The organism is Paenibacillus agilis, from assembly GCF_007786455.1.
Lineage (GTDB): Bacteria > Bacillota > Bacilli > Paenibacillales > Paenibacillaceae > Paenibacillus_B > Paenibacillus_B agilis.
In genome coordinates this window covers 3,313,490-3,336,786 of the sequence record NZ_VNJK01000001.1, presented here as the reverse complement: position 1 = coordinate 3,336,786, position 23,297 = coordinate 3,313,490, and the positions used below count along the sequence as shown (strand labels likewise).

The 23,297-nt window shown below is 43.9% G+C and carries 19 protein-coding genes; 12 read left to right on the top strand and 7 right to left on the bottom strand.

Annotated features, from left to right (window positions below):
- Positions 1-24 precede the first annotated feature (24 nt).
- Positions 25-1,440 (top strand): NADP-dependent phosphogluconate dehydrogenase, encoded by a 1,416-nt coding sequence (gene gndA, locus FPZ44_RS14745; protein WP_144991310.1) that lies wholly within the window; start codon positions 25-27, stop codon positions 1,438-1,440.
- 112 nt (positions 1,441-1,552) lie between these two features.
- Here the strand turns inward: gndA and FPZ44_RS14740 are convergent, their stop codons facing one another.
- The gene (locus FPZ44_RS14740; protein ID WP_144991309.1) at positions 1,553-1,894 is read right to left on the bottom strand and encodes a methyltransferase; all 342 of its coding nucleotides are present in this window, start codon (positions 1,892-1,894) and stop codon (positions 1,553-1,555) included.
- Positions 1,895-2,090: 196 nt separating this feature from the next.
- On the opposite strand from FPZ44_RS14740, the gene FPZ44_RS14735 reads away from it, so the two are divergent.
- Positions 2,091-2,642, top strand: coding sequence for a shikimate kinase (locus FPZ44_RS14735; protein WP_261378333.1), 552 nt, complete (start codon positions 2,091-2,093; stop codon positions 2,640-2,642).
- Position 2,643: 1 nt separating this feature from the next.
- On the opposite strand, the gene FPZ44_RS14730 is transcribed toward FPZ44_RS14735, so the two are convergent.
- Positions 2,644-2,961, bottom strand: coding sequence for a rhodanese-like domain-containing protein (locus FPZ44_RS14730; RefSeq protein ID WP_144991308.1), 318 nt, complete (start codon positions 2,959-2,961; stop codon positions 2,644-2,646).
- 160 nt (positions 2,962-3,121) lie between these two features.
- On the opposite strand from FPZ44_RS14730, the gene aroA reads away from it, so the two are divergent.
- The 4 genes from aroA (at position 3,122) to ptsP (ending at position 8,834) form a co-directional block, all read left to right on the top strand.
- A complete protein-coding gene (gene aroA / locus FPZ44_RS14725; protein ID WP_144991307.1) occupies positions 3,122-4,420 on the top strand; it encodes a 3-phosphoshikimate 1-carboxyvinyltransferase in 1,299 nt (432 codons plus the stop codon).
- Between the two features lie 45 nt (positions 4,421-4,465).
- A complete protein-coding gene (locus FPZ44_RS14720; RefSeq protein ID WP_144991306.1) occupies positions 4,466-4,906 on the top strand; it encodes a CoA-binding protein in 441 nt (146 codons plus the stop codon).
- A gap of 248 nt (positions 4,907-5,154) precedes the next feature.
- A complete protein-coding gene (locus FPZ44_RS14715; RefSeq protein WP_186786060.1) occupies positions 5,155-7,038 on the top strand; it encodes a glucose PTS transporter subunit IIA in 1,884 nt (627 codons plus the stop codon).
- A 2-nt stretch (positions 7,039-7,040) separates the two neighbouring features.
- Entirely contained in the window at positions 7,041-8,834 is a 1,794-nt protein-coding gene (ptsP, locus tag FPZ44_RS14710; RefSeq protein WP_144991304.1) for a phosphoenolpyruvate--protein phosphotransferase, read from the top strand.
- Positions 8,835-8,954: 120 nt separating this feature from the next.
- On the opposite strand, the gene FPZ44_RS14705 is transcribed toward ptsP, so the two are convergent.
- Positions 8,955-9,479, bottom strand: a complete 525-nt coding sequence (locus tag FPZ44_RS14705; RefSeq protein WP_186786059.1) for a type 1 glutamine amidotransferase domain-containing protein — start codon at positions 9,477-9,479, stop codon at positions 8,955-8,957.
- A gap of 401 nt (positions 9,480-9,880) precedes the next feature.
- On the opposite strand from FPZ44_RS14705, the gene FPZ44_RS14700 reads away from it, so the two are divergent.
- From FPZ44_RS14700 to FPZ44_RS14685, 4 genes are all read left to right on the top strand, one after another.
- Entirely contained in the window at positions 9,881-10,318 is a 438-nt protein-coding gene (locus tag FPZ44_RS14700) for a hypothetical protein (RefSeq protein ID WP_144991302.1), read from the top strand.
- Between the two features lie 88 nt (positions 10,319-10,406).
- Positions 10,407-10,748 (top strand): bacillithiol system redox-active protein YtxJ, encoded by a 342-nt coding sequence (gene ytxJ, locus FPZ44_RS14695; RefSeq protein ID WP_144991301.1) that lies wholly within the window; start codon positions 10,407-10,409, stop codon positions 10,746-10,748.
- Between the two features lie 118 nt (positions 10,749-10,866).
- On the top strand, positions 10,867-11,877 hold the full coding sequence (gene ccpA, locus FPZ44_RS14690; protein WP_144991300.1) for a catabolite control protein A: 1,011 nt from the start codon (positions 10,867-10,869) through the stop codon (positions 11,875-11,877).
- Positions 11,878-11,962: 85 nt separating this feature from the next.
- Positions 11,963-12,661 carry a 5'-methylthioadenosine/adenosylhomocysteine nucleosidase gene (locus FPZ44_RS14685; RefSeq protein WP_144991299.1) on the top strand — a complete coding sequence of 233 codons (699 nt, stop codon included), beginning with the start codon at positions 11,963-11,965 and terminating at the stop codon, positions 12,659-12,661.
- A gap of 38 nt (positions 12,662-12,699) precedes the next feature.
- Here FPZ44_RS14685 and FPZ44_RS14680 read toward each other — a convergent pair whose 3' ends face one another.
- Entirely contained in the window at positions 12,700-13,884 is a 1,185-nt protein-coding gene (locus FPZ44_RS14680) for an acetoin utilization protein AcuC (RefSeq protein ID WP_144991298.1), read from the bottom strand.
- A 20-nt stretch (positions 13,885-13,904) separates the two neighbouring features.
- Positions 13,905-14,537 carry a GNAT family N-acetyltransferase gene (locus tag FPZ44_RS14675; protein WP_144991297.1) on the bottom strand — a complete coding sequence of 211 codons (633 nt, stop codon included), beginning with the start codon at positions 14,535-14,537 and terminating at the stop codon, positions 13,905-13,907.
- Positions 14,538-14,785: 248 nt separating this feature from the next.
- On the opposite strand from FPZ44_RS14675, the gene acsA reads away from it, so the two are divergent.
- Entirely contained in the window at positions 14,786-16,510 is a 1,725-nt protein-coding gene (gene acsA, locus FPZ44_RS14670; RefSeq protein WP_144991296.1) for an acetate--CoA ligase, read from the top strand.
- A gap of 84 nt (positions 16,511-16,594) precedes the next feature.
- Here acsA and FPZ44_RS14665 read toward each other — a convergent pair whose 3' ends face one another.
- Both FPZ44_RS14665 and rpsD read right to left on the bottom strand, forming a co-directional pair.
- Positions 16,595-19,753, bottom strand: a complete 3,159-nt coding sequence (locus tag FPZ44_RS14665) for a penicillin-binding protein 1A (RefSeq protein WP_144991295.1) — start codon at positions 19,751-19,753, stop codon at positions 16,595-16,597.
- A 371-nt stretch (positions 19,754-20,124) separates the two neighbouring features.
- Positions 20,125-20,724, bottom strand: coding sequence for a 30S ribosomal protein S4 (gene rpsD, locus FPZ44_RS14660; protein ID WP_144991294.1), 600 nt, complete (start codon positions 20,722-20,724; stop codon positions 20,125-20,127).
- Between the two features lie 517 nt (positions 20,725-21,241).
- Between rpsD and FPZ44_RS14655 the strand changes: the two genes are divergently transcribed.
- Positions 21,242-23,212, top strand: coding sequence for a sensor domain-containing diguanylate cyclase (locus tag FPZ44_RS14655; RefSeq protein ID WP_144991293.1), 1,971 nt, complete (start codon positions 21,242-21,244; stop codon positions 23,210-23,212).
- Positions 23,213-23,297 lie beyond the last annotated feature (85 nt).

The window sequence follows — 23,297 nt, the reverse complement described above, 5'->3', positions numbered from 1 at the left end:
AGAACAAAGGGTGGAAGAACCAATATGGCAAAAACACAAATCGGTGTCATCGGACTTGCAGTCATGGGCAAGAATTTGGCTCTGAACATTGAGAGCCGCGGCTATTCGGTATCGGTATTCAACCGTTCCAGCGAAAAGACAGATGCGCTTATGAGTGAAGCGCCAGGCAAACAGCTTACGCCTACATATACAATCGAGGAGTTTGTTCAATCGCTTGAAACACCAAGAAAGATCCTCATTATGGTTCAAGCTGGTAAAGCAACAGATGCAACAATCGAATCTCTCCTCCCACATCTAGATCAAGGCGATATCATTATCGATGGAGGCAATGCTTACTTCCCAGATACAGTGCGTCGCAGCACATATTTGGAGGAGAAAGGCTTCCGCTTTATCGGTTCTGGTGTATCCGGCGGGGAAGAAGGAGCTCTTATTGGCCCTGCGATTATGCCAGGTGGACAAGAGAGTGCATATAAGCTAGTTGAACCAATATTAACGGCTATCTCTGCTAAAGTTGGCGATGAGCCGTGTTGTACGTATATCGGTCCAGATGGAGCAGGTCACTATGTGAAGATGGTTCACAACGGCATCGAATATGGAGATATGCAGCTTATTTGCGAAGCATATCACCTTCTTAAGACAGTTGTAGGTGTAGATGAGAAGGAACTTCACTCGATCTTTACAGAGTGGAACAAAGGCGAGCTGGATAGCTACCTAATCGAAATTACAGCTGATATCTTCTCCAAGTATGATGACGAAACAGGCAAGCCAATGGTAGATGTTATCTTGGATGAAGCTGGTCAAAAAGGTACAGGAAAATGGACAAGCCAGAGCGCACTTGATCTTGGCGTTCCGTTGACGATGATTACAGAGTCTGTATTTGCTCGTTTCTTGTCTGCAATGAAGGCAGAACGTGTTGCAGCAAGCCAAGTCTTGTCTGGTCCAGCACATAAGCCATTCACAGGCGACAAAGCGGAATTCGTAGAGAAGGTTCGCAAAGCACTATTTGCTAGTAAAATTATCTCTTACGCTCAAGGCTGGGCTCAAATGAGAGCAGCATCTGAAGAGTATAACTGGAATTTGAACTATGGCAACATCGCGAAGATTTTCCGTGGCGGTTGCATCATTCGTTCTCAGTTCCTTAACAATATTAAAGAGGCGTATGATACGAATCCTGAATTGAAGAACTTGTTGTTGGACGAGTACTTCAAAGATATCGTTGAGAAGTATCAAGACGCATGGCGTGAAGTAATTGGAACTGCAATTACTTACGGTGTTCCAGTACCTAGCTTCTCAGCTGCATTGGCATACTATGATAGCTACCGTACAGAGCGTTTGCCAGCTAACTTGCTGCAAGCACAGCGCGATTACTTCGGTGCTCACACGTTCAAGCGTGTAGATCGCGAAGGTTCGTTCCATTACAACTGGCTCACTAACGAATAATAGACAACAACGCCGAGCCCTAGGGCTCGGCGTTGTTTAATCATAATGTTATTTACTATACACACGGTGTACTGTTCTGGAAGTTATTCCAATAGGAGTGTTGCAGTACTATTCATGACTGTGTATCTTCATTGACAGATGATGTCGTGTTCCAAAGTCCGTGTGCTGCTTCGGACAAATAATATCGCAAGCGCTCGCTTTCTTGTCCGTATTTTCCGTTGCGTTTGAGCATCAAAGTAGATATTTCTGCAAAGTATCGAAAGTTACGGCGAAGTCGTTCAGGCTCTAGAGCATCGACATGTTCATCTGGCTGTGCAAGCTTTTGCTTGACCATATTTAAAGCCCACAAAATATCGTCTTTACACAATGGATGTGAAGAATCTAGAATTTGTGCCATTCGGCTGGCAGTGGAAAGCGCTCGTCCATTGGATGAAGGCAGTTGGGATGGAGACATCGTCTGTTCACTCCTATTAATAGGCTGATACGATACAAGTTGTATGAATGATTGATTGTTAAATAACAATGGATGTAGGAATGATATGAGTATTACTATGTTTACGTAGAAAAGTTATGTTTTATACGTATCCATTGTCTAACTGTTTCATGCTATGTTATCATATGGGCAGTTTATGTGGAGTAGGAGATATAGGATGCATATACACGATAAGAGAAATCACCTGATCTTAATCGGCTTTATGGGTACGGGCAAGTCTACGGTAGCGCAATATTTGGCTGAGCAGCTTGCATATCCTTATGTAGACCTTGATCAAGAAATTATTAACTTAGCTGCTCGATCGATTCCGGATATCTTTGCAGAAGAAGGAGAAGATGCGTTCAGAAACTATGAGTCTGAAGCTCTGAGCAAAGTATCGGAGTTCACTTCTCCAGTCGTGTTAGCAACTGGTGGCGGAGCAGTACTGCGTGAAGGGAATTGCCGAGCAATGCTGGATAGCGGTTGTGTGATCGCATTAACAGCTGAAGAGCACACAATCGTATCGCGTGTGCAAAATGATCGCAATCGTCCGCTTTTACAAGGTGAAGCGTCGAAGAGAGTCAGTGAACTTATGGAACAACGTAGAGGGAAGTATGATTTTGCCCATCTGAGTGTGAAAACGGACGACCGTGATGTGCAGCAATTGGCGGAAGAGATTGTAGCCTTCTACCGCCAGTATTCGCGATATGAGAAGAGTGGCCGAGGCTAGACTACGCTATTGGACCTTCAATTTCAGCCCACGCCAACATGCCGCCTTCTAAGTTGATGCCGCACTCGATTCCGACTTGCTGTAAATATTCACACACACGTTCACTGCGATATCCGCTTCGACAGATGAATATAGTCTCTGCATTAGGATCAATTTCATCGATGCGATTCGGAATATCGTTCATCGGGATATGCTTGGCACCAGGTATAATGCCATGTGCGACTTCTTCATGCTCTCGCACATCGATTAACTGGATAGCTTCACCGTTATTTAATCTAGCTTTGAGCGTATCAACTGTCATTTGAGGGACTGGTTGCATTATATTTTGCCTCCCATGTTATTACATCGTTCAACTAGACCAATGCCTATAGTATACTTTCCCCGTTATCATATTCATCCTTTATAAATTTGTCAAATCAAACTTGCCTTTGGATCAGCCATTTTGGATGGGGGTCTAGGTACGAAGAGGAGTGTTTTCGATGGATATCATTGTTAATCCAATTTCGCGTTTGCAGGGCGATATTCAAGCCCTATCATCTAAAAACTATACGACAAGATATTTGCTTGTTGCTGCATTGGCAGAAGGTACTAGCACAATCTATTATCCTGCTCACAGTGAAGATAGTGATGCGATGCGTCGCTGCCTTCGTGACCTTGGTGCAACGCTTGATGAAGATGATACAAAGATTGTTATCAAGGGATTTGGAGCACAGCCTGTGCTTCAACCTGCTTCTAAGCAGTTAGATGTGGGCAACGCAGGCGCTGTACTTCGTTTCTTAATGGGTATCGCATCGTTGCTTCCAGAGGTACACTTTATTAATGCATATCCTGATTCTCTTGGTAAAAGACCGCACCATGATCTAATCGATGCTTTAGAACAGCTTGGTGCTGAAATACAGCATCAGGATGGAAAATTGCCAATCACGATTAAGGGCGGTAAGCTCAAAGGTGGGGCTATTCGGGTATCAGGTAATATAAGCTCACAATATTTGAGTGCATTGTTGTTCCTCACACCACTGCTTTCTGAAGATAGCACAATCGAAGTAACGGATGATCTGAAGTCTAAAGTTGTTGTAGGACAGACGCTGGAAGTTATTCGAGAAGCGGGCATCATAATCGAAGCAAGTGAAGATCTTATGTCATACCGCGTACCAGGTAATCAGCGCTATGCAGCGCGCACGTACCGTGTACAGGGCGATTACCCTGGTTCTGCTGCAGTATTGGCAGCGGCTGCTGTACTGCCTTCTGATGTCACGCTGCGTGGGCTAACAGAGGACAGCAAGCAAGGTGAACGCGCAATTGTAGATGTACTTCGCATGATGAACGTTCCTTTAACACATGAAGACAATGTAGTGCGTGTGCAGGGGACGGGTCAATTGAGTGCAGTTACGTTTGATGGAGATGCTGCTACGGATGCAGTATTGGCTATGGTAGCGGCTGCTGTATTCGCTGACGGTACTTCTCGCTTCTATAACGTAGAAAATCTTCGTTATAAAGAATGCGATCGAATTACAGACTACTTGAATGAGCTGCGCAAAGCAGGGGCTAATGTAGAAGAACGCCAAGCGGAAATTATCGTCCATGGACGCCCAGAAGGTGTAGAGGGTGGCGTGGAAATAAATGCGCACTATGATCACCGTGTCATTATGGCGTTATCCATTGTAGCGCTGCGAGCTAAACAGCCAATCCGAATTAAGGATGCACATCATGTTGCGAAGTCCTATCCACAATACTTTGATCACTTGACTGCACTAGGTGCTCAGGTAGAATGGATTTAATGGCTTACAGCATGGACAAGTCTTACTAAATAGAGGTGTATACAAATGACTACTCATCAAAATCCGAGTCAGCAAGAGATTAAACAATTACTTAACAACGCCAATACAGTCGCCGTTGTTGGTCTTTCTGAAGACGAAACACGTACGTCACATATGGTCGCTAAAGCGATGCAAGCAAAAGGTTACCGAATTATACCGGTTAATCCAAAGGCAGAAAGTATTTTGGGCGAGAAGTGCTATGCTTCTTTGCAAGACATTCCTGAAGCGATTGATATCGTCAACGTATTCCGTCGCAGCGAATACTGCTTAGATGTTGCAAAGGAAGCGGTATCTGTTCGTGCTGGAGCAATCTGGATGCAACAAGGCGTTATCAATGAAGAGGCTGCTAGCTACGCTAAAGAGCACGGTGTTACGGTTGTCATGGATCTTTGTATTAAAGTCCTGGATGCTATTTTGCTTCCCCATGGTAAAACTGCATCGGTATAAGGAGTTCTGACGGACTGAATGTCAAGACTGCATTCGCACAATCTCATACATCATCCTCAACGGATCATGCTATAATGGATGCATAGCTAAAATACGTTGAGCGCGTGGAATGCCGAAGTCGGCTGCTGCATTCAGGGCGGTCTAGCTTCGGCATTTTACTGTGCGCTCATGATTGCGAATAAAGAACATAGACAACGGTTATAGGGTCGACCGTCATAGGATGATGAAACTGTGAAGGAGAGATGCTCTTGAACCAATTAGGATCGTTACAGCAGCTTTCGCGTGCCATAATGCAGCCATTAATGATATTGCCAGCTATAGCAGTTGTATTATTTGTCGGATACGTACTCAACTGCTTTGGTTTCGTTGAAGCTTCAACGTGGATGCAATCTGCGGCCAAAGGGCTCTTAGATACGATGCCTTACTTATTTGCGGCTGGTGTAGCCCTGGGGATGTCGAACAACTCAGGAGTTGCCGCCATGTCAGGATTACTCGGCATTTTTATTTTTTATGAGCTTGTTAGTGAAGTGCTCCCAACTGACGTTGTAATAGAACCGACTATTTTAATTGGAATTGTGTTTGGTATGATGGCGGGGGCCATACATGAGAGATTTCATGCCATAAAGCTACCTGAATATATGCAAATATTTGGTGGTGCTAGGTTAGTTGTTCTCATTATGATTGTATTGTCTGTAGCATTATCATTCTTGTTTATACAGATTGTTCCTGGTTTGAACAATGTTATTCAAATTATAGGGCATGAAATTATGGCATTAGGCAGCTTTGGTGTGTTCTTATATGGTGTTGTTCATCGTGTGCTGATCGTATTCGGCCTGCATCATTTATTGAACAACTTAGTATGGTTTCATGTGGGAAGCTACACGGATGCAAGCGGTAGTGTATATACCGGCGATATGGTTCGCTTTTTCGCTGGAGATCCAACTGCTGGCGGCTTTATGGCGGGATTGTTTCCGATTACAATGTTCGCGCTGCCAGCTGTTGCGATGGCGATTATCCATGAATCAAGGGAAGATTTGAGACCGAAAGTAAAGAAAACGTATTTAACAGCAGCAGGTTCCTCATTTCTGACGGGAATAACGGAACCGATCGAATTTGCCTTTTTGTTCGCCGCTCCATACTTATTTATTGTTCATGCCTTGTTGACAGGGGTGGCGATGTGGATTACGTTCGAACTTGGCATTCTCCATGGATTTTCCTTCTCTGCCGGAGCCATTGATTATATCGTTAATTTACATTTGGCGAATAAAGGGTTGTTGTTAATACCTATTGGAATTGCTTTTGGCTTGTTGTATTACGGTATATTCCGGTTTGCTATACAGAAATATCAAATTCCTACTCCGGGCAGGGTAGAAGCAACACTGCTTGATGATATGGCAGGCGATTTACTGCATCGTGTACCTTTAATTATTCAAGCACTTGGAGGAAAGGACAATCTCGTAGATGTGCAAGCTTGTATTACAAGACTTCGCCTTCGAGTACGGCAAGAGAAGAAGATTGATCGACATGCACTGCGAATGCTTGGAGCTGCCGGGGTACTTCGCTTAGGTGGAGGCCATGTGCAGGTTGTTTTTGGGACTTACTCTGAATTTATTCGTGATGAAATGGTGAAGCGATTGCAGCGAGATAGCAAGCAAGTATCCTTTGTCGCTCCTTTGCAAGGACGAATGATCCCTATCGAAGATGTTCCAGACACCATATTTGCTAAAAAGCTTGTAGGGGATGGAGTGGCCTTTATTCCAGATAAAGGAGAGCTTGTCTCGCCTGTAGCGGGCCTTGTTCGCCATATTTATCCGACGATGCATGCGATTGGAATTGAAACAAAAGAAGGAGTTGAGGTTCTGCTTCACATCGGAATCGAAACTTCTGGCTTGAATGGTTCTGGCTTCCAGTCCATTGTAAAAGAGGGGGATGAAGTCAAGCCTGGGCAATTATTGATTAAATTCGATATGGCTTATATCAAGAAACGAGGCTGTTCTTTAGTAACGCCTATGGTTATTACAAATTCGAATCGTATAGCTTCTTGGAGTAAGGCTCCTTTTACAATCGTTAAGAAAGGACAGACGTCAGTGCTGTCAATTGTATTGCATGAAGACGGACATGGGGGTGAGTAGAGATGATACAAACAGCGCGTGGAATTGGTGCATCCAGTGGAATTGCGATTGGCAAGGCTTTTGTACTGCCATCGTGGGAGTGGGACGTTCCTGAGAAGAAGATGGACCCTTCTGATTTGGCGAAGGAGTTTGAGCGTCTGTACGAAGGTGTTCGCTCTTCTAAGGATGAAATTCAGTATATTAAAAACGAAATTAGCGAGATGGTCGGTAAGGAAGAATCAACGATATTCGATGCTCACTTGGCTATTTTGGAAGATCCCGTATTTATGAATGAAATTCAAGGGATTATCCAACGTCAATACAAAGCGGCAGAAGTGGCTGTCAAAGAAGCGATCGATCATTTCGTAACCATGTTCGATTTGTTGGATGACGACTATATGAAAGAGCGAGCATTAGATATTAAAGATGTTGGCAATCGTCTCTTGAAGCATCTATTGGGAGCACCCGAAATTACGCTTCCGACGGATGCCAATCCGTATATTTTAGTTGCAAAAGAGTTGTCGCCATCTCAGCTCGTTCATTTGAATCCTAAAAATGTGCTAGGCATTGTCATGTTGATGGGCGGGAAGACTTCACACTCTGCGATTATGGCTAGAGCGTTGGGAATCCCGCTTGTGCTCGGGCTGGAAGGCAAATTGAAGGAACCAATCCAAACTGGGGAAAAAGTCGTTGTGGACGGCGAGCAAGGGCATGTATTGGTTGAACCATCTGTAGAAGTATTGGCGTGGTATAAAGAACGTCAACGCGTATTCCATCATGAAATGGCGGAACTTTGTAAAATTAAGAGCTTGCCTGCTGTTACTACAGACGGACATTCCATCCATTTGGCGGCTAATATCTCTTCGACGAGAGAGCTTGATATTGCCGTTCAAAACGGGGCGGAGAGCGTAGGATTATTCCGTACGGAATTTATGTATATGGATCGTATCTACCCGCCTAATGAAATGGAGCAGTTTACGGTGTATCGTGAGCTTGCACAGACCTTTAGAGAGAAGACGGTCATCATTCGAACGTTGGATATCGGTGGAGATAAACCAATGGATTATTTGCAAATACCAGAGGAAGACAATCCATTCCTAGGGTATCGTGCCATTCGTATTTGCCTGGATCGGACTGATGTATTTAAGACACAGCTGCGAGCTATATTGCGAGCAAGCGCTTTTGGCCCGATAAAGGTCATGTTCCCGATGATAAGCTCAATGGAAGAAATCGTTGCCGCAAAACGTATTCTTGAAGAATCAAAACAAGAGCTTAGAGAAGAAGGACAGGCGTTTAACGATGACATACCAATCGGAATTATGATAGAAGTACCAGCAGCTGCTGCGATGGCGGATTTCTTGGCTGAGGAGGTAGATTTCTTCAGTATTGGAACGAACGATCTTGTTCAGTACACACTTGCAGTGGATCGGATGAATGAGCAAATCGCTCATATGTATGATCCATACCATCCTGCTGTCTTGCGTTTAATTCGTCAAACGGTTGAAGCTGCGAAACAGAAAGGCATTCATGTTGGGGTATGTGGAGAAATGGCTGGTGACCCGCGTGCAGTACCATTATGGGTTGCGCTTGGTATTGATGAGTTAAGCATGTCATCGCGTACCATTCCGCGTGTTAAAGCTGCGATACGCAGAACTTCATGCGCAGATTCCAAAAGCCTTGCTTCACAACTGTATCTTTGTCGAACCAAAGCAGAAATAGAAGGTGTATTAGGTTTCGACTCACCGCCACCTACTTCTTCATTTGAGCAAGCAGAGGCAGCAATGAAATATGTGAATTCAGAATCGATCGAGCAGTAAGGTGTTAAAGACGGTTAACAGTTATAAGCTTGTTTGGGGAATATAACAAAAAGCTCTCGGTCCGAGGATCGAGAGCTTTTTAACGTAATAAATATATTCTTTCGTATCTTTGTGTGGTACTTACGATTGAGCAAGTACATCACAAAATGCTTTTCCGTAAGCAGGCAAATCTGGCGGACGACGTGAAGATACTAAGTTGCCGTCAATCACGACATCCTCATCGATCCATGTAGCTCCTGCATTCTCCATATCATCACGAATACCAGGTGTGGAAGTAACTTGGCGCCCGTTTAAAATTTTTGCAGAGATAAGCACCCAGCCAGCATGACAAATTTGTCCGATAGGCTTGTTCGCCTCGTTCATTTCACGAGTGATGCGAAGCACATCTTCGTATCGGCGCAATTTATCTGGAGCCCAGCCTCCTGGAACGAGCAGACCGTCATAGTCAGCTGTATCAATATCTTTGAAAGCATAATTCGAAGTAGCGGGTACACCGTACTTTCCGATATAGGTCTTTCCAGTCTCCGCACCTACAAGATGAACTTCAGCACCTTCTTCACGAGCACGGTATACGGGATACCACAATTCCAAGTCTTCAAATTCTTCATCGACGAGTGCAATTACTTTCTTGCCTTCTAGTCTCACGATTATTTCCTCCTTTCAATCCAAACAAGATGGGCAATTAAATGGCATCTGCCTTTATGAGCTTACTTTTTATTACCCATAAACGTACTTAAATTAACATATATAGGCGAGATTCACAAGGATAAGAGAGAGAATTGTCATTGGAAAAAGGGATAGCAAGTCGAATTGTAAATAAATTCATGTTTGAAAGCAGGAGGATAACGGTTCAAGAAGTCGAAATAGTATTGATTATTGCTCGTGCTGTACTCGTGTATATATGAAATCAAAGTTAGTATTTAGCTGCACGTCACTATATCTTGGTCAATTTCAGGGATAGCTTATTTGTAATGATGAAAGTAAGTCAGCAATACAGATAGAGAAGTTAGGTGAGAGAAACTACATACCGGCTAGGGGGATTACGGATGAAGAAGAACTGCTCTTGTGGTCAAGGAATGGACGTTACAATGCGTACTATTGTTCATGCACGTAAAATACATATACATCATGTGCCCGTATACACCTGTGGAAGTTGTCAATATTCCGAGCTGCTGCCCGATGTAAAAGATGAAGTTGTGTTTATTATGCGCCGTCTCGTTCAAAAAGGGATGGTTGAAGAACAGAGTGTTGCGTTTGATCATATGCATGAAGTGGCCAGTGTAATCAAAGAGTGCTTAGAGTACAAGGAAGACAATTATCTTGCTTTATTCGAGAGGCTGAGCACTGAGCGTGTTAATCAGCTATTGGACCTGTATCTTGTTGCTAAAGCATGCAAAGATACAGATTGGATGAATGATATAGAGCGGAGATTAAATCAATTGACAGGTTTTAGTGTAGAGGAACATCAGGCTAAAATAAGTTAATGAACAGTAACCAATAATAGCATGGATAAGCGGAGTAGAAAGACAAACTAAATCTTGCGGCATATTGCTGCAAATGAGAGGTGTCGTTATGAAAACAATCTCCACTCAGGAAGAACTCGAACAGGGGATTAAGCGTTCGCATGAAGGTACTGTCGTTATTTTCAAGCATAGTACGCGCTGCCCGATTAGCAGCAGTGCTAATGAAGAGATGAAGCGTGTTGTTGACGTATTTGAACCTAAAGGTATTTCATTTGGGCTTATTTACGTCGTTGAGAATCGTGATATTTCGCTCGCTTTGGCAGATCAGCTTGGTATCAAACATGAATCGCCGCAGGTGTTGGTTCTAAAAGGCGGTCAAGTGGTATGGCATGAATCTCATTATGCAATTCGATACGATACACTAGAGCAAGTTTTGACGACCTCTCCTTAATATCCGACATTTTGTGACGAAAATTGATTGCTTCATTGCGATTTTTCAGAAAATAAAGTAATATGAAATGTAATATGTATGTACGTATTAAATAACTCGGTAATTGGAGAGAAGGATCGTGACGGTAACTATTTATGATGTAGCTAGAGAAGCTGGCGTGTCAATGGCGACAGTTTCTAGGGTTGTAAACAACAATCCGAACGTGAAGCCGCAGACGCGTAAGAAAGTATACGAAGCGATTGAACGTCTAGGTTATCGCCCAAATGCGGTTGCTCGTGGTCTGGCGAGTAAAAAGACGACGACCGTAGGTGTTGTTATACCTGATATTTCTAATTCGATCTTTGCTGAGATTTCGCGTGGTATTGAAGATATTGCTAATATGTATCATTACAATATCATTCTATGTAACGCGGATAAGAAGAAGGAAAAAGAAATTCGGGTTATTAACACGTTATTGGAGAAGCAAGTTGACGGCTTGTTATTCATGGGCGGTGTCATTACAGAAGATCATATTCAAGCTTTCCGCACAGCGTCTGTTCCAATTGTTTTATGTGCGACGAGAGATGAGAACGGTACCATGCCGTCTGTAGATATTGATCATGAGGCAGCTGCATTTGATGCCGTAAATACACTAATTCGTCATGGGCATCGTGAGATTGCAATGATCAGCGGAACTTTGCAGGATCCTGCTAATGGATATGCACGATTCCAAGGCTACAAGCGTGCTCTTGAGCGTGCTGGTATTGAATACAAGGAAGATATGGTTCGCATCGGAAACTACCGTTATGAGTCCGGTGTAGAAGCAATGCAATACTTCTTGGGCTTGAAGAAGCGACCAACTGCTATTTTCTCTGCAACGGATGAAATGGCGATTGGAGCGATTCACTCCATACAAGACGGGGGACTTAAAGTTCCCGATGATTTCTCTATCATTAGTGTAGACAACATCCGTATGGCATCTATGGTTCGACCGCAGTTAACTACGGTTGCGCAGCCTATGTATGATATTGGTGCTGTAGCAATGCGTTTACTTACGAAATTGATGAAGAAAGAAAATGTGGAGCAATCCCAAGTCATTCTACAACATGAGATCATTCATCGTCTGTCCATTAGCCATGTGAATGAATAGTCTGCTTGGACAGCGGTACGAAGCCCCGTATCTCGGGGCTTTTTTTTGACCATATAACGGAATAAAGTAGCGGGGGGTTATTCAGATGACAATTGGTATTATCGGCGCAATGGACGAAGAGATTGCCTTGTTACTGCAAGCAATGGGCCAAGTTGAGGAGCATGAGCAGGCAGGTAATCGTTACTACCGTGGAACTTTGCATCATCATTCTGTTGTTGTATGCAAATCCGGTGTAGGGAAAGTCAATGCAGCGATTACGACGCAAGTACTTATCGATCGTTTCAGTGTTGAACGTATTCTCTTTACAGGTGTTGCAGGTGCGGTTAACCCGATGCTGAACATCGGAGATATTGTCATTTCTTCTGCTTGTATTCAACATGATATGGATGTAACGGCACTAGGTTTCAAACTAGGTGAGATTCCGTACCAATCCAACTCTATCTTCCGTGCAGATCAGCAGCTGATTGATTTAGCGAAACGCGTCTGTGAAGAAATGGTACCACAGCGTCATATGGTAGGTATCGTACTTTCAGGCGATCAATTTATCGCTAGCCGCGAAAAGGTGAAAGCGCTGTATGAGACTTTCAATGGTGCTTGTACCGAGATGGAAGGATCAGCTGTAGCTCAAGCCTGCGTCTTAAACAATGTCCCATTCGTTATTATTCGCTCCATGTCGGACAAGGCAGATGGCTCTGCACATGTGAACTTTGCAGAGTTCACAGTGGAAGCATCGGAACGCTCTTATCAAATGATTAATCATATGTTGCAGCAACTGTCTGCTTAAACGGTAAGCCGCTCTTTATAAAGAGCGGCTTTTATTATTTATCTAATATACTCTTGTGCTAAGGTTACGATGTGGGAGTTCTGTTTCTCAATAAGTTCACGCCTTGGCATTGGCGTCCAATCGCTCGTATCATCGAGCCACGTAGCAGGCAGTGGTGTGGGAGACTTGTGCTGCCATTTGTGCAGCCAAGCAGCGGGTAGTGGCATCAGTGGATCGTCTCTCAATTGAGCCACTAGAGGATGCTCAATCATTTCGAGCCATAAAAGGCTCCATGCACGCGGTACGACACGCCAAATATCATATCCTCCGCCTCCTAGTGCGACCCATTTGCCATTACAGTGGGTGTGAGCAAGTTGATGAATGATGGCAGGCATCTCTTGGTAGATTCGCATACTGCAATGCATATGGGAGAGCGGATCCAAGGCGTGCGCATCGCAGCCATGCTGGCTTACGATAATATCTGGCTTGAAGATGGCAGCAGCTTGTCCAATCGTGTCTCGAAAGCTGGATAACCACGAATCATCTTCCGTGTAAGGCTCTAACGGCACGTTGACACTTGTACCGAATCCTTCGCCTTCCCCTCGTTCCTGCACGAATCCTGTACCTGGGAATAAGTATTTACCTGTTTCATGAATCGAATAGGTCATTACTTCAGGGTCTGTGTAAAACGACCACTGCACACCATCACCATGGTGCACGTCCGTATCGATATAAAGCACACGTGCACCGTACTTTTTGCGTATAGATGCTATTGCAATGGAAGCGTCGTTATAGACACAGAAGCCTGCTGCTTTTCCAGGGAAGGCATGATGCAATCCGCCTGCTATATGAAGAGCATGGAGCGTATTTCCTTCCATCACAGCTTCACATGCAGCAATAGATCCGCCAACGATAGTACTGGCAGCTTCATGCATGCCCTCGAAGTAAGGCGTGTCTTCGTGATCTAGGCCATATTGAGCAGTACGAACAAGATAATCTGGGTCTGGGATAGTTTGGCTAAGTTCTTTGACGGCTTCGATATAATCTTCGCGGTGATTCAATTGAAGTGCCTCTAGTGAAGCGCAGGCTGCTTGAACCTGTTCAGTTGGATGAAGGGCACCAATTTGAAACAAGAGATCCTGAGTCATCTCAATTCTTCTCTGATCGAAAGGATGATCTGCATAGAAGTGGTACCGCAGTGCGTCTTCGTGCAGAATAAATATGGGCTTATGCGAATCTGTCATCGCGCTTTCCTCCTGGCGATCTAATACATGAACCGCTGCTTGAAGCGAACGCGGTCGAATTGTTCTTTGGATGACAAAGGAACATCCTTACCAATACGAACCATTAAGCAATTTGCAGGGTGAGAGCAGATTTCAGGATCATCTGTAGCGTACCAGATCATATCTACCGATTCCATGAGTTTCTCCATCATTTTGCGATAATCCCATACGCTTAATTTTGATCCTTCAAGGTCCCAATGCCAATAGTATTCGGTCGTAAATACGATGTAGTTCTCCATTTGTTCATCCTCGAACGCAGTTTGAATCATTTTTTTTCCTAATCCGAAAGAACGATATTCTCTCGCTACTTCTACGGCTCCCAGCTCAACGAGATCCTCCATCTGTCCCTCTGACCAACGCTCTAGCTCGTCAGGGTAATGGAAGGTAACATAGCCGACAATGGTCTGTCCATCTCGTGCAACGATGATGCGTCCTTCGGGCAAAGCTGCTATCTCAACTAAGGCTTCGTGCTGTTCGCGCGGGCGTCGGAAGGCGTTAAGTCCAATGTGCATGTCCATCGTTTGGAGCACTTCTGGCTTTACGGGACCTTCGATAACGATAACGACATCATCGCGTGTAACGACGTGCGCATGATAACATTTTCGATGTTCCATAGTCGACCACTCCTTATTCTCTTCACATAGGTTATAACAAAAAAAGGAACAGTTGAAAAGGAAAAGAATAGGCGAATTACAATTGGTGTGCTATAATAATGCTGTTATTACTATGTTCATAGAATTTCCTCTTGACAACATGTACAGTCAACATCGTCCTTATACTTACAACTTCGTGAAAGCGGTTAACTATCGGTATCACATGGGGAAGTCCTAAAGAAGTGAATGAAACAGGAGGATGAAAGACAATGGGTAATGTGCAAGGAGAAATCATCGAAGCATCGGCGTTAAGCCCGAACCTGAGCAACTATGAAACAGCAGCAGAGTCTTTTAATTGGGAAGAAGTAGAGAAGCACTTTACATGGCATGCGACTGGTAAGGTGAATATGGCACATGAGGCCATTGACCGTCATCTAGCAGAGGGGCGTGGTGATAAGGTTGCACTTTATTACAGTGATGCTGTGAGAGATGAAAGTTATACGTATGCAGAGCTCAGCCGCAAGTCAAATCAATTTGCGAATGTGCTGCGTAAGCAAGGAATTACAAAGGGTGAGCGTGTATTCGTATTTATGCCACGTACCCCGGAGCTATACTTTAGTTTGTTCGGTATTTTAAAAATAGGCGCGGTAGTAGGACCACTATTTGAAGCGTTTATGGAGACAGCCGTTAAGGATCGTTTGGAAGATAGCGGAGCAAGTGCGATTGTTACTACTCCTGAACTGCTTCATCGTATTCCGCGTGAGCATCTGCCTGAATTGAAACATATCGTGCTAGTTGGTGAGAACATTCAAGCAGATGAAGGCATTGTTGATTACTACGCAGAGATGGCTGTTGCATCGGAAGAAGCGGAAATCGAATGGCTCGATCGTGAAGATGGTCTCATTATTCACTATACTTCCGGCTCAACGGGCAAGCCAAAAGGCGTATATCATGTGCAAAATGCTATGATCCAGCATTATTTCACGGGTAAGATGGTACTGGATTTGAAGGATGACGATATTTACTGGTGTACAGGCGATCCGGGTTGGGTCACAGGTACATCGTACGGTATATTTGCACCTTGGCTAAATGGTGCTACCAACGTAGTACGTGGTGGTCGTTTTAGTCCACAGAACTGGTACTCAACGATCGAGCGCTATAAGGTAACGATATGGTATAGCGCGCCTACAGCCTTCCGTATGTTCATGGGTGCTGGCGACGAAATTATAAAAGAATTTGACTTGTCTAGCTTGCGTCATGTGCTCTCCGTAGGTGAGCCTCTCAACCCAGAGGTTGTACGGTGGGGAATGAAAGTATACGGACAACGGATTCACGATACGTGGTGGATGACTGAGACTGGCGGTCATATGATCTGCAACTATCCGAGCATGACGATTAAGCCTGGTTCGATGGGACGCCCAATTCCGGGTGTGCAGGCATCGATCATTGATGATCAAGGCAACGAGCTGCCTCCATATCGCATGGGCAACTTGGCAATTCGTACACCATGGCCATCTATGATGCGTAAAATTTGGAATAATCCAGGTAAATACGAAGAGTATTTCCGCCTCAAAGGTTGGTATGTGTCTGGTGACTCCGCGTATAAAGATGAGGATGGATACTTCTGGTTCCAAGGACGTGTCGATGATGTCATTAACACTTCCGGCGAACGTGTAGGTCCATTCGATGTTGAAAGTAAGCTGGTAGAGCATCCAGCAGTAGCTGAAGCAGGTGTAATTGGTAAGCCTGATCCGCTGCGTGGAGAAATTATTAAAGCGTTCATCTCGCTAAGAGATGGCTACACACCGTCGGAGGAATTGAAGGCAGACATTGCGAAATTCGTCAAAGAGGGATTGTCAGCTCATTCTGCTCCGCGAGAAATTGAATTCAAAGACAAGCTTCCTAAGACGCGTTCAGGTAAAATTATGCGTCGCGTGTTGAAGGCTTGGGAGTTGAACTTGCCGACTGGGGACTTATCAACAATCGAGGATTAAGCTTAGCAAAATAAAGAGGGATATAAGCTGTTATCGGCTTATATCCCTCTTTTGCGTATGTTGGCTATGAAGTACGCTTTGTCTTTATTCTATCGTCACGGATGATGAGGCGGAGGATTCTCCTACTCGATTTTCAGCCGTTACATGATAGGAGCCTTGCGGAGCGTCACTCGTATAGGTGAATGACGTGCTGTTGGTGTTGCCTATCCGTTTATAGGAACCACCTTGGCTGCTTTTGTAATATACATAATATTTAACAGCGGTAGCAGAGGAGTTCCATGATAGGGACACTCCTCCAGCTGTTTTGCTTGCGCTCAATCCTGATGGCGCTTCAGGAGCTGCGACTTGTGTTGATCCGTTGTTAGTAGATCCCGTTTCAGACGATCCATTTCCATTGGTTGTCTGCCCATTAGATCCAGTTGTTTCAGTCGTTGTGGAACCAGACGAATTATCTGGATTCGTACCTGGCTCTGTTGACGGATTGGTAGGGTTACCACTGTTCGGATCTACTGGTGGTGTTCCACCGTTTAAGGATGCCGGAGCAGATGCTGCAGATTCCTTGCCAACGACATCAACTGCTGTGACATAGTAGTTATAGCTGTGAGCATTAGAAACAGCATTGCCGAATGTATAACTGTCACCAGTTAGGACAACCTGTCCGGTTTGCTGATAAGGCTTGCCATCAATAGAGCGGTACAGTCGATAGCCCACAACATCGTTCGAGCCGCTAGGATTGAAGCTTATCGTTGCCTTGCCGTTGTTCGATGTAACGCTAACAGAGCTTGGAGAAGTCGGCGCTTTACCATCATCTTTACGCGGGTCTTTCTTGGTTGGCGCATCTGTTGATGCGTCTAGCGGTAAGTACCACTCCAAAGATCGTCGACTACTGCCGGAAGACAAGTTGCCAAGCGCTCTTCTCAGCTCATCCATTAAGGTCTGGATCGGCTTTTCACGTTTTACTACAACTTTTTGTTGTGTCATATCATCTGGTGTAGCCGGGTTGGCTATATAATTGACACCGTTGTACGTAATATATGTCATGCTGACAAGGACATCTTCGACTTTAGTCGGTACGTATTTGCGGTTAAACAAATCTGTATTGAATTTGTCCGTATTCTTGCTAGGCAGTTTGCCGCTATAACCGGATACGGTCCTTCTAACGATGTCGTCTGGACGTTTGAACGTTTTGTTTTTAAACATTTGTGGCTTCAGCTCAATCGCTTCGTTCATAATTTTTGCCCATACTTGCATCGAGTGCTTTACTTCGTTTCGACTCAATGTATGCTTTGGTTCTTTGAAGCCAACCCATACACCGAGCGTTACATCAGGACTATAACCAATGAACCAAGAATCGGCATCATTTTGTGTTGTTCCTGTCTTACCAACAATCGTATAGTCGTCTTGATGGAATTTGCGATTTACCTCGCCGCCTGTACCGTTCGTTACAGCTGTACGCAGCATATCTGTCATCAAGTAAGCGGTTTGTGGCGATACAACCTGTGTTGGCTTGACTTGATGCTTGTAAACTTCTTTTCCATTGGAATCTACGATTTTATTAATTAAGAATGCATCGTTGAGCTTGCCGTTATTTGCGATTGCCGCATAGGCATTCGTGAATTCCTCTACGGTAACCCCGTTCGTTAGACCACCGATAACGCCGGTCTGTGCTTGATAATCTCGTTCATGCAAAGTAGTAATACCAAGTTTCTCAACGAAATCCCATGCATTTTTGACCTTGAGGTCTTCGTTGAACAGCTTTATCGCAGGTGCATTCAAAGATTGATTAAATGCATGTCGTGCTGTTACGAGACCTTGGAATTTACGACCCGCATTGATAGGGATATGGTAAGTTCCATCACCGTTCTTCAAGATAACAGGAGCATCGTCAATAATGGAAGCTGGCTGTATAATTCCTTTTTCTAATGCTGGCAAGAAGGCAGCGAGTGTCTTCATCGTCGATCCCGGTTGACGAAGCATCTGAGTGGCGTGATTCATTTGCTCTTTATAGAAATCACGACCTTCAATCATGCCTAAAATAGCGCCTGTACGGTGATCGATCATCATGGCTGCTACTTGTTCCGTACCTTTGACTGGATGATCCTTTGAGAAGTTTTTAGGATCTTCCGCGATATTTCGCATCATCTTGTAGATTTTTTTATCAATTGTAGTGGTAATATGATAACCACCACGCAAGACTTCTGCTTTTGTATCTTCTACAAGCTGTTGATGTTCCTCTTTGCGCAGATCAGCCTTCGTCATCTCAGGATTTCGGCTAAGAATAAGAGTTTCAACGGCTGCGCGTTCTATATCCAACATTAAATATGGATATGTAGAATATGCCTTCTGCCTCGGCTGCGCTAGTGATTTGCGAATATCGAATTTTAGTGCTTCTTCATATTGCTGCTGCGTAATTTTGTTCTCTTCTAACATCCGCTTTAACACAAGCTTCTGTCTTTTGATTGCACGATTGATGCCTTTTTCGTTATAGGCGCCTTTACCAGTAAAGGCGGTATAAGCAGAAGGCAACTGCGGAAGTCCTGCTAAATAGGCTGATTGCGCAATATTCAGCTTATCCAAATCATGAATATTGAATATGCCTTTTGCAGCTGATTTGATTCCAAATACTTGATAGCCGTTCGAGCCATTTCCAAAAGGTACTTTGTTCAAATAAGCTTCTAGAATCTGTTCCTTCGTTAATATTCGTTCAATTCGTAATGATAGGAAAATTTCCTTTGCTTTACGTGTATTTGTACGTTCAGCATTTAGAAACACACTTCGAGCAAGCTGTTGCGTTAATGTACTTCCCCCTGTCTGAACAGGTTTGTCTAGTACTTGTTGCAACACCGCTCTTGATGTACCTCTTATGTCTATTCCGTTGTGCTCAAAGAAACGGTTGTCTTCCGTCGCGATGAGTGCGTCTATTACGACTTTAGGGATTTGATCGTACTTAATAGGGATACGATCTTCTTCTGTGCGAAGCTGCCCGATAGGAGTGCCATCATTAAAATAAGCAAACCCGGTTATGGCATTCTCATCAACCTTCTGCACGATATGTTCTTTGGAGCGTATCGGGTCGTCTTTGACGAGAGAGGTAATATATCCGACCGCAATGCCGCCTGCTAAGAAGCAGCAGAGAACGCCAAATAGCGTGAACCATTTGAACGTATTCCAAATGATACGTCCTACGGAACGCTTTGGACGAGTCGGGTCTCCCTTTGACTTCGTCAATGTCTCCTCAACCATACTTTCTTCCTCCTTAATGATTGCAGCGCTTCCCATTATAACACAAAAAAACACAAGATAAGTGTCTGTATATTCATGTAAAATACTTTTTTGTTTGACGAATCATATCGAAAATGCTAATGATTGCGCTCGTATATTGAAGGATTTGGTGGAATAGTAGAGTTAGCGTGTAATTGTAATAGAGGCCTACTTTCCTCCTTTGAGGTTATGTTCTGGATCGGTGTTTGATGTCGTGTTGACTCAAGCTTGAGTTTTTAGCGGGAGAGGGGATTAGTTTCTTTGTTATTAGCAGGGGTTGTAAAAATAAGCATAAAAAAAGAGGATATCCTCCAAGTTGTAAAACTTGAAAGATAACCTCTTCTTGACATAAATTAACGGCTGTAGAACTCGACGATTTGCTTCTCATCGATTTCTTGGGACAACTCAGCGCGCTCTGGAAGGCGAACATACTTACCTTCAACAGCTGCATCGTTGAACTCCAAGTAGCCTGGCACATGGTGACGGCCTTCGATAGCTTCTTTAACAACTTTCAAGCTGCGGCTCTTTTCACGCAAGCCGATAACGTCGCCGATGCTTACAGAGTAAGAAGCGATGTCAACTTTTTTACCGTTTACAGTCACGTGACCGTGGGATACCAACTGACGAGCTCCTGCACGGGAGTTGGAGAAACCAAGACGGTAAACAAGGTTGTCAAGACGGCTCTCAAGCAAGAACATGAAGTTCTCACCAGCGATACCTTGCAATTTCGCAGCGCGGTCGAACAAGTTGCGGAATTGCTTCTCAGTCATACCGTAAGTGTGACGAAGTTTTTGTTTTTCTTGAAGCTGGATACCGTATCCGCTCATTTTCTTACGTTGTCCTGGACCATGTTGTCCTGGAGGGTAAGCACGCTTCAATTCTTTACCAGTACCGCTCAAGGAAATTCCAAGACGACGGCTTAGTTTAAACTTAGGACCTGTGTAACGAGACATAATATATTGACTCCTTTTTCATTCAAGTATAGGTTAGAATGTGGGTCATTTGCGTCGAATTCATAATTATGCAGATACAATCGTTTTATCTCGATTGAGTTTGCTCAGGCACAGATGTTCAGCCGCAGCTATGCCTGCTATGAGATTCATGAGGGTGACACAGATTCGCCCATATACATCAAGTAATTCTATAAGATGAGACCGAGATATGTCAAGTTCCAGATTGTGAAACTAAACATACAATAAGTTGAAAAATTATCTTGAAATCATGACATATTTATGATTAGTTTTAATGTAGGATAATTTTTCAAGCGAAAGTATATCATTACTAATTTACATATCGAACAGCATTAGGTTTAGGATTTCCAATTCATAGATGAAGTATACGGATTTCTACATCTCGAATATAGTTCTTATGACCTAAAAAGTTTTGTGCGCATGATGGGATGTAGTACCTTTTCACGGTAATCTATTGTATGATTAATGAAAGAGACTATAGCGTTTGAAGGAGAAGGAAATGACGAAACGTCGACTCCATCCTCAGAGCAATGCTGGCTTGATAGCCAACTATCAACAGAATCGGAAGCGTAGTTCTGGATCTGATCGAAGCCCAGAACATTGGTTGCTGCAACGTGATGTCACGCTGCATGATTTGCCGTACACGCATTCTCTTATACAAACCGCATATATCCAATGGCTGCTAGAAATCCCGCCATCAATACGCAAGCATCTGAATTGTGTGTTGCTGTATGACTATAAAGGTGAATGTTTGGAAGGTTCCGACAAGCTGAATGAGCTAGAAGCAAGTAAGTCATTGCAGGAGCTTGTACAGCGTGTACAATCCAACCGCAAACCAGCCTGGGACGAACAGACGGAGTATGCGGAGAAGGCAGCTGCGTTTCCTATCCTTTCCCGATATACAAAAGAATTGATTGGTATCGTTCTATTTGTATGCGATAAGTCGGATATGCTGCATTCATTTGCTTTAGAAGGTTGGGTGTATGCACTAAGAACCCATTTTTATCGCGAGTTCGAGCATTTGTTTGTAGAAGAGATGTATCATACACACCGCATGTCAGAACGAGAAGCAGAGCGGCGAGAAGTGCTGTATTATGTGATGCGCCATATTCATGATCGGATAGATGTTGATTCTGTTCTATCACAGATTATAGAGGGTATTCAACGACTAGTGCCAGATACGGTTGTAGAGGTATATTTGTCCCAAGATCACCGCAGTGAGAATCCTAATGTCAAAGCGTTAGTGTTCAAGTCCTGGGGCGATCCAATCGTAATGGAGGCCTTTATGAAAGGGGAAACATGCACCGCCAACTCTGATTCCGGATTTGAGGTTGCTTTTGCCCTTAATGGGAAACAAGGATCTTATGGTGTATTGAAGCTAATTTTCGCACAAGAGCAGCCCGAAACTTCTGATCTCCAAGTTATCGAGCTTATTATCGAAACAGCTGGTACGGCATTCGAGAATGCGCGTCTGCATGAACATGCCAACAATGTTATTCAAGAGCTTCGTCTTATTAATGAACTAACGAAGCGCATTAATCAGAGTCTGCGTTTGCGTGATGTTTTTGACGATGCAATGCATGAATTGCTGCGAGTATTTCATGCTGATTTCTGCATGCTGCTGCAGCTTAATGAGGACAAGTCCTTATTTGAAGTTGTTTCTTCTAATATGGCTGAATATGTGGGGACGTCGTACTCTACTCAAAAAGGATTGTTTGGGTACGTACTTAACTTGCGTGAACCAGTCATTATTTCAGACAGTGAAGATCATCATATTGAACGCATTCAAATGATTGAGGATTTAGGATTGCGCTCCATTATTGCCGCACCGCTGTTTAGTGGCGGCGAATTAGTTGGGATTGTGGCGGTTGCCGATAAACGTCCTCATTTCTTTACGTACGATAATTTCAAATTGTTGCAAATGCTAAGCGCACATCTAGGTCTTGCGATAGCCAATGCGACTCTGCATGATCGTGTTAAGCATCTAGCGAATAAAGATCAACTGACAGGCTTGTATGCAAGGCATTATTTGGACAAGCAAGTGAATCGACAGCAGCAAAAGGATTTTTGTGGCTCGTTAATCGTTGTTGATATTGATTACTTTAAGCAGGTTAATGATACGTTTGGTCACCAGATTGGTGATAAAATACTCGTTCAAGTCAGTGATATTATTCGCTCTTCCATAAGAGAAACCGATATTGCTTCACGTTGGGGGGGCGAGGAAATTGCGGTTTACTTGCCTCAGCTTAATACGACTCAAACGAAGAAAGTTGCTGAACGCATACGCAATCGTGTAGAGCAGGAGACGGATCCGAAGGTAACGGTTTCTTGCGGAGTTGCAGAGTGGAGCTGGCAGGATGAAAAGGTAAGTGTCGAAACGTTATTTTATCGAGCAGATATGGCATTATACGAAGCGAAGAAAAAAGGGCGCAATGTGATTCAAATTGCGTCTGGCGAAGAACATGTATAATTGCCCTTCATATGAGTGAGTCTAAGCGGGATGAGTCTATGTGCTCATCCCGTTATTTGTCTTCGTTCAGGAATGGAGGGGTCCC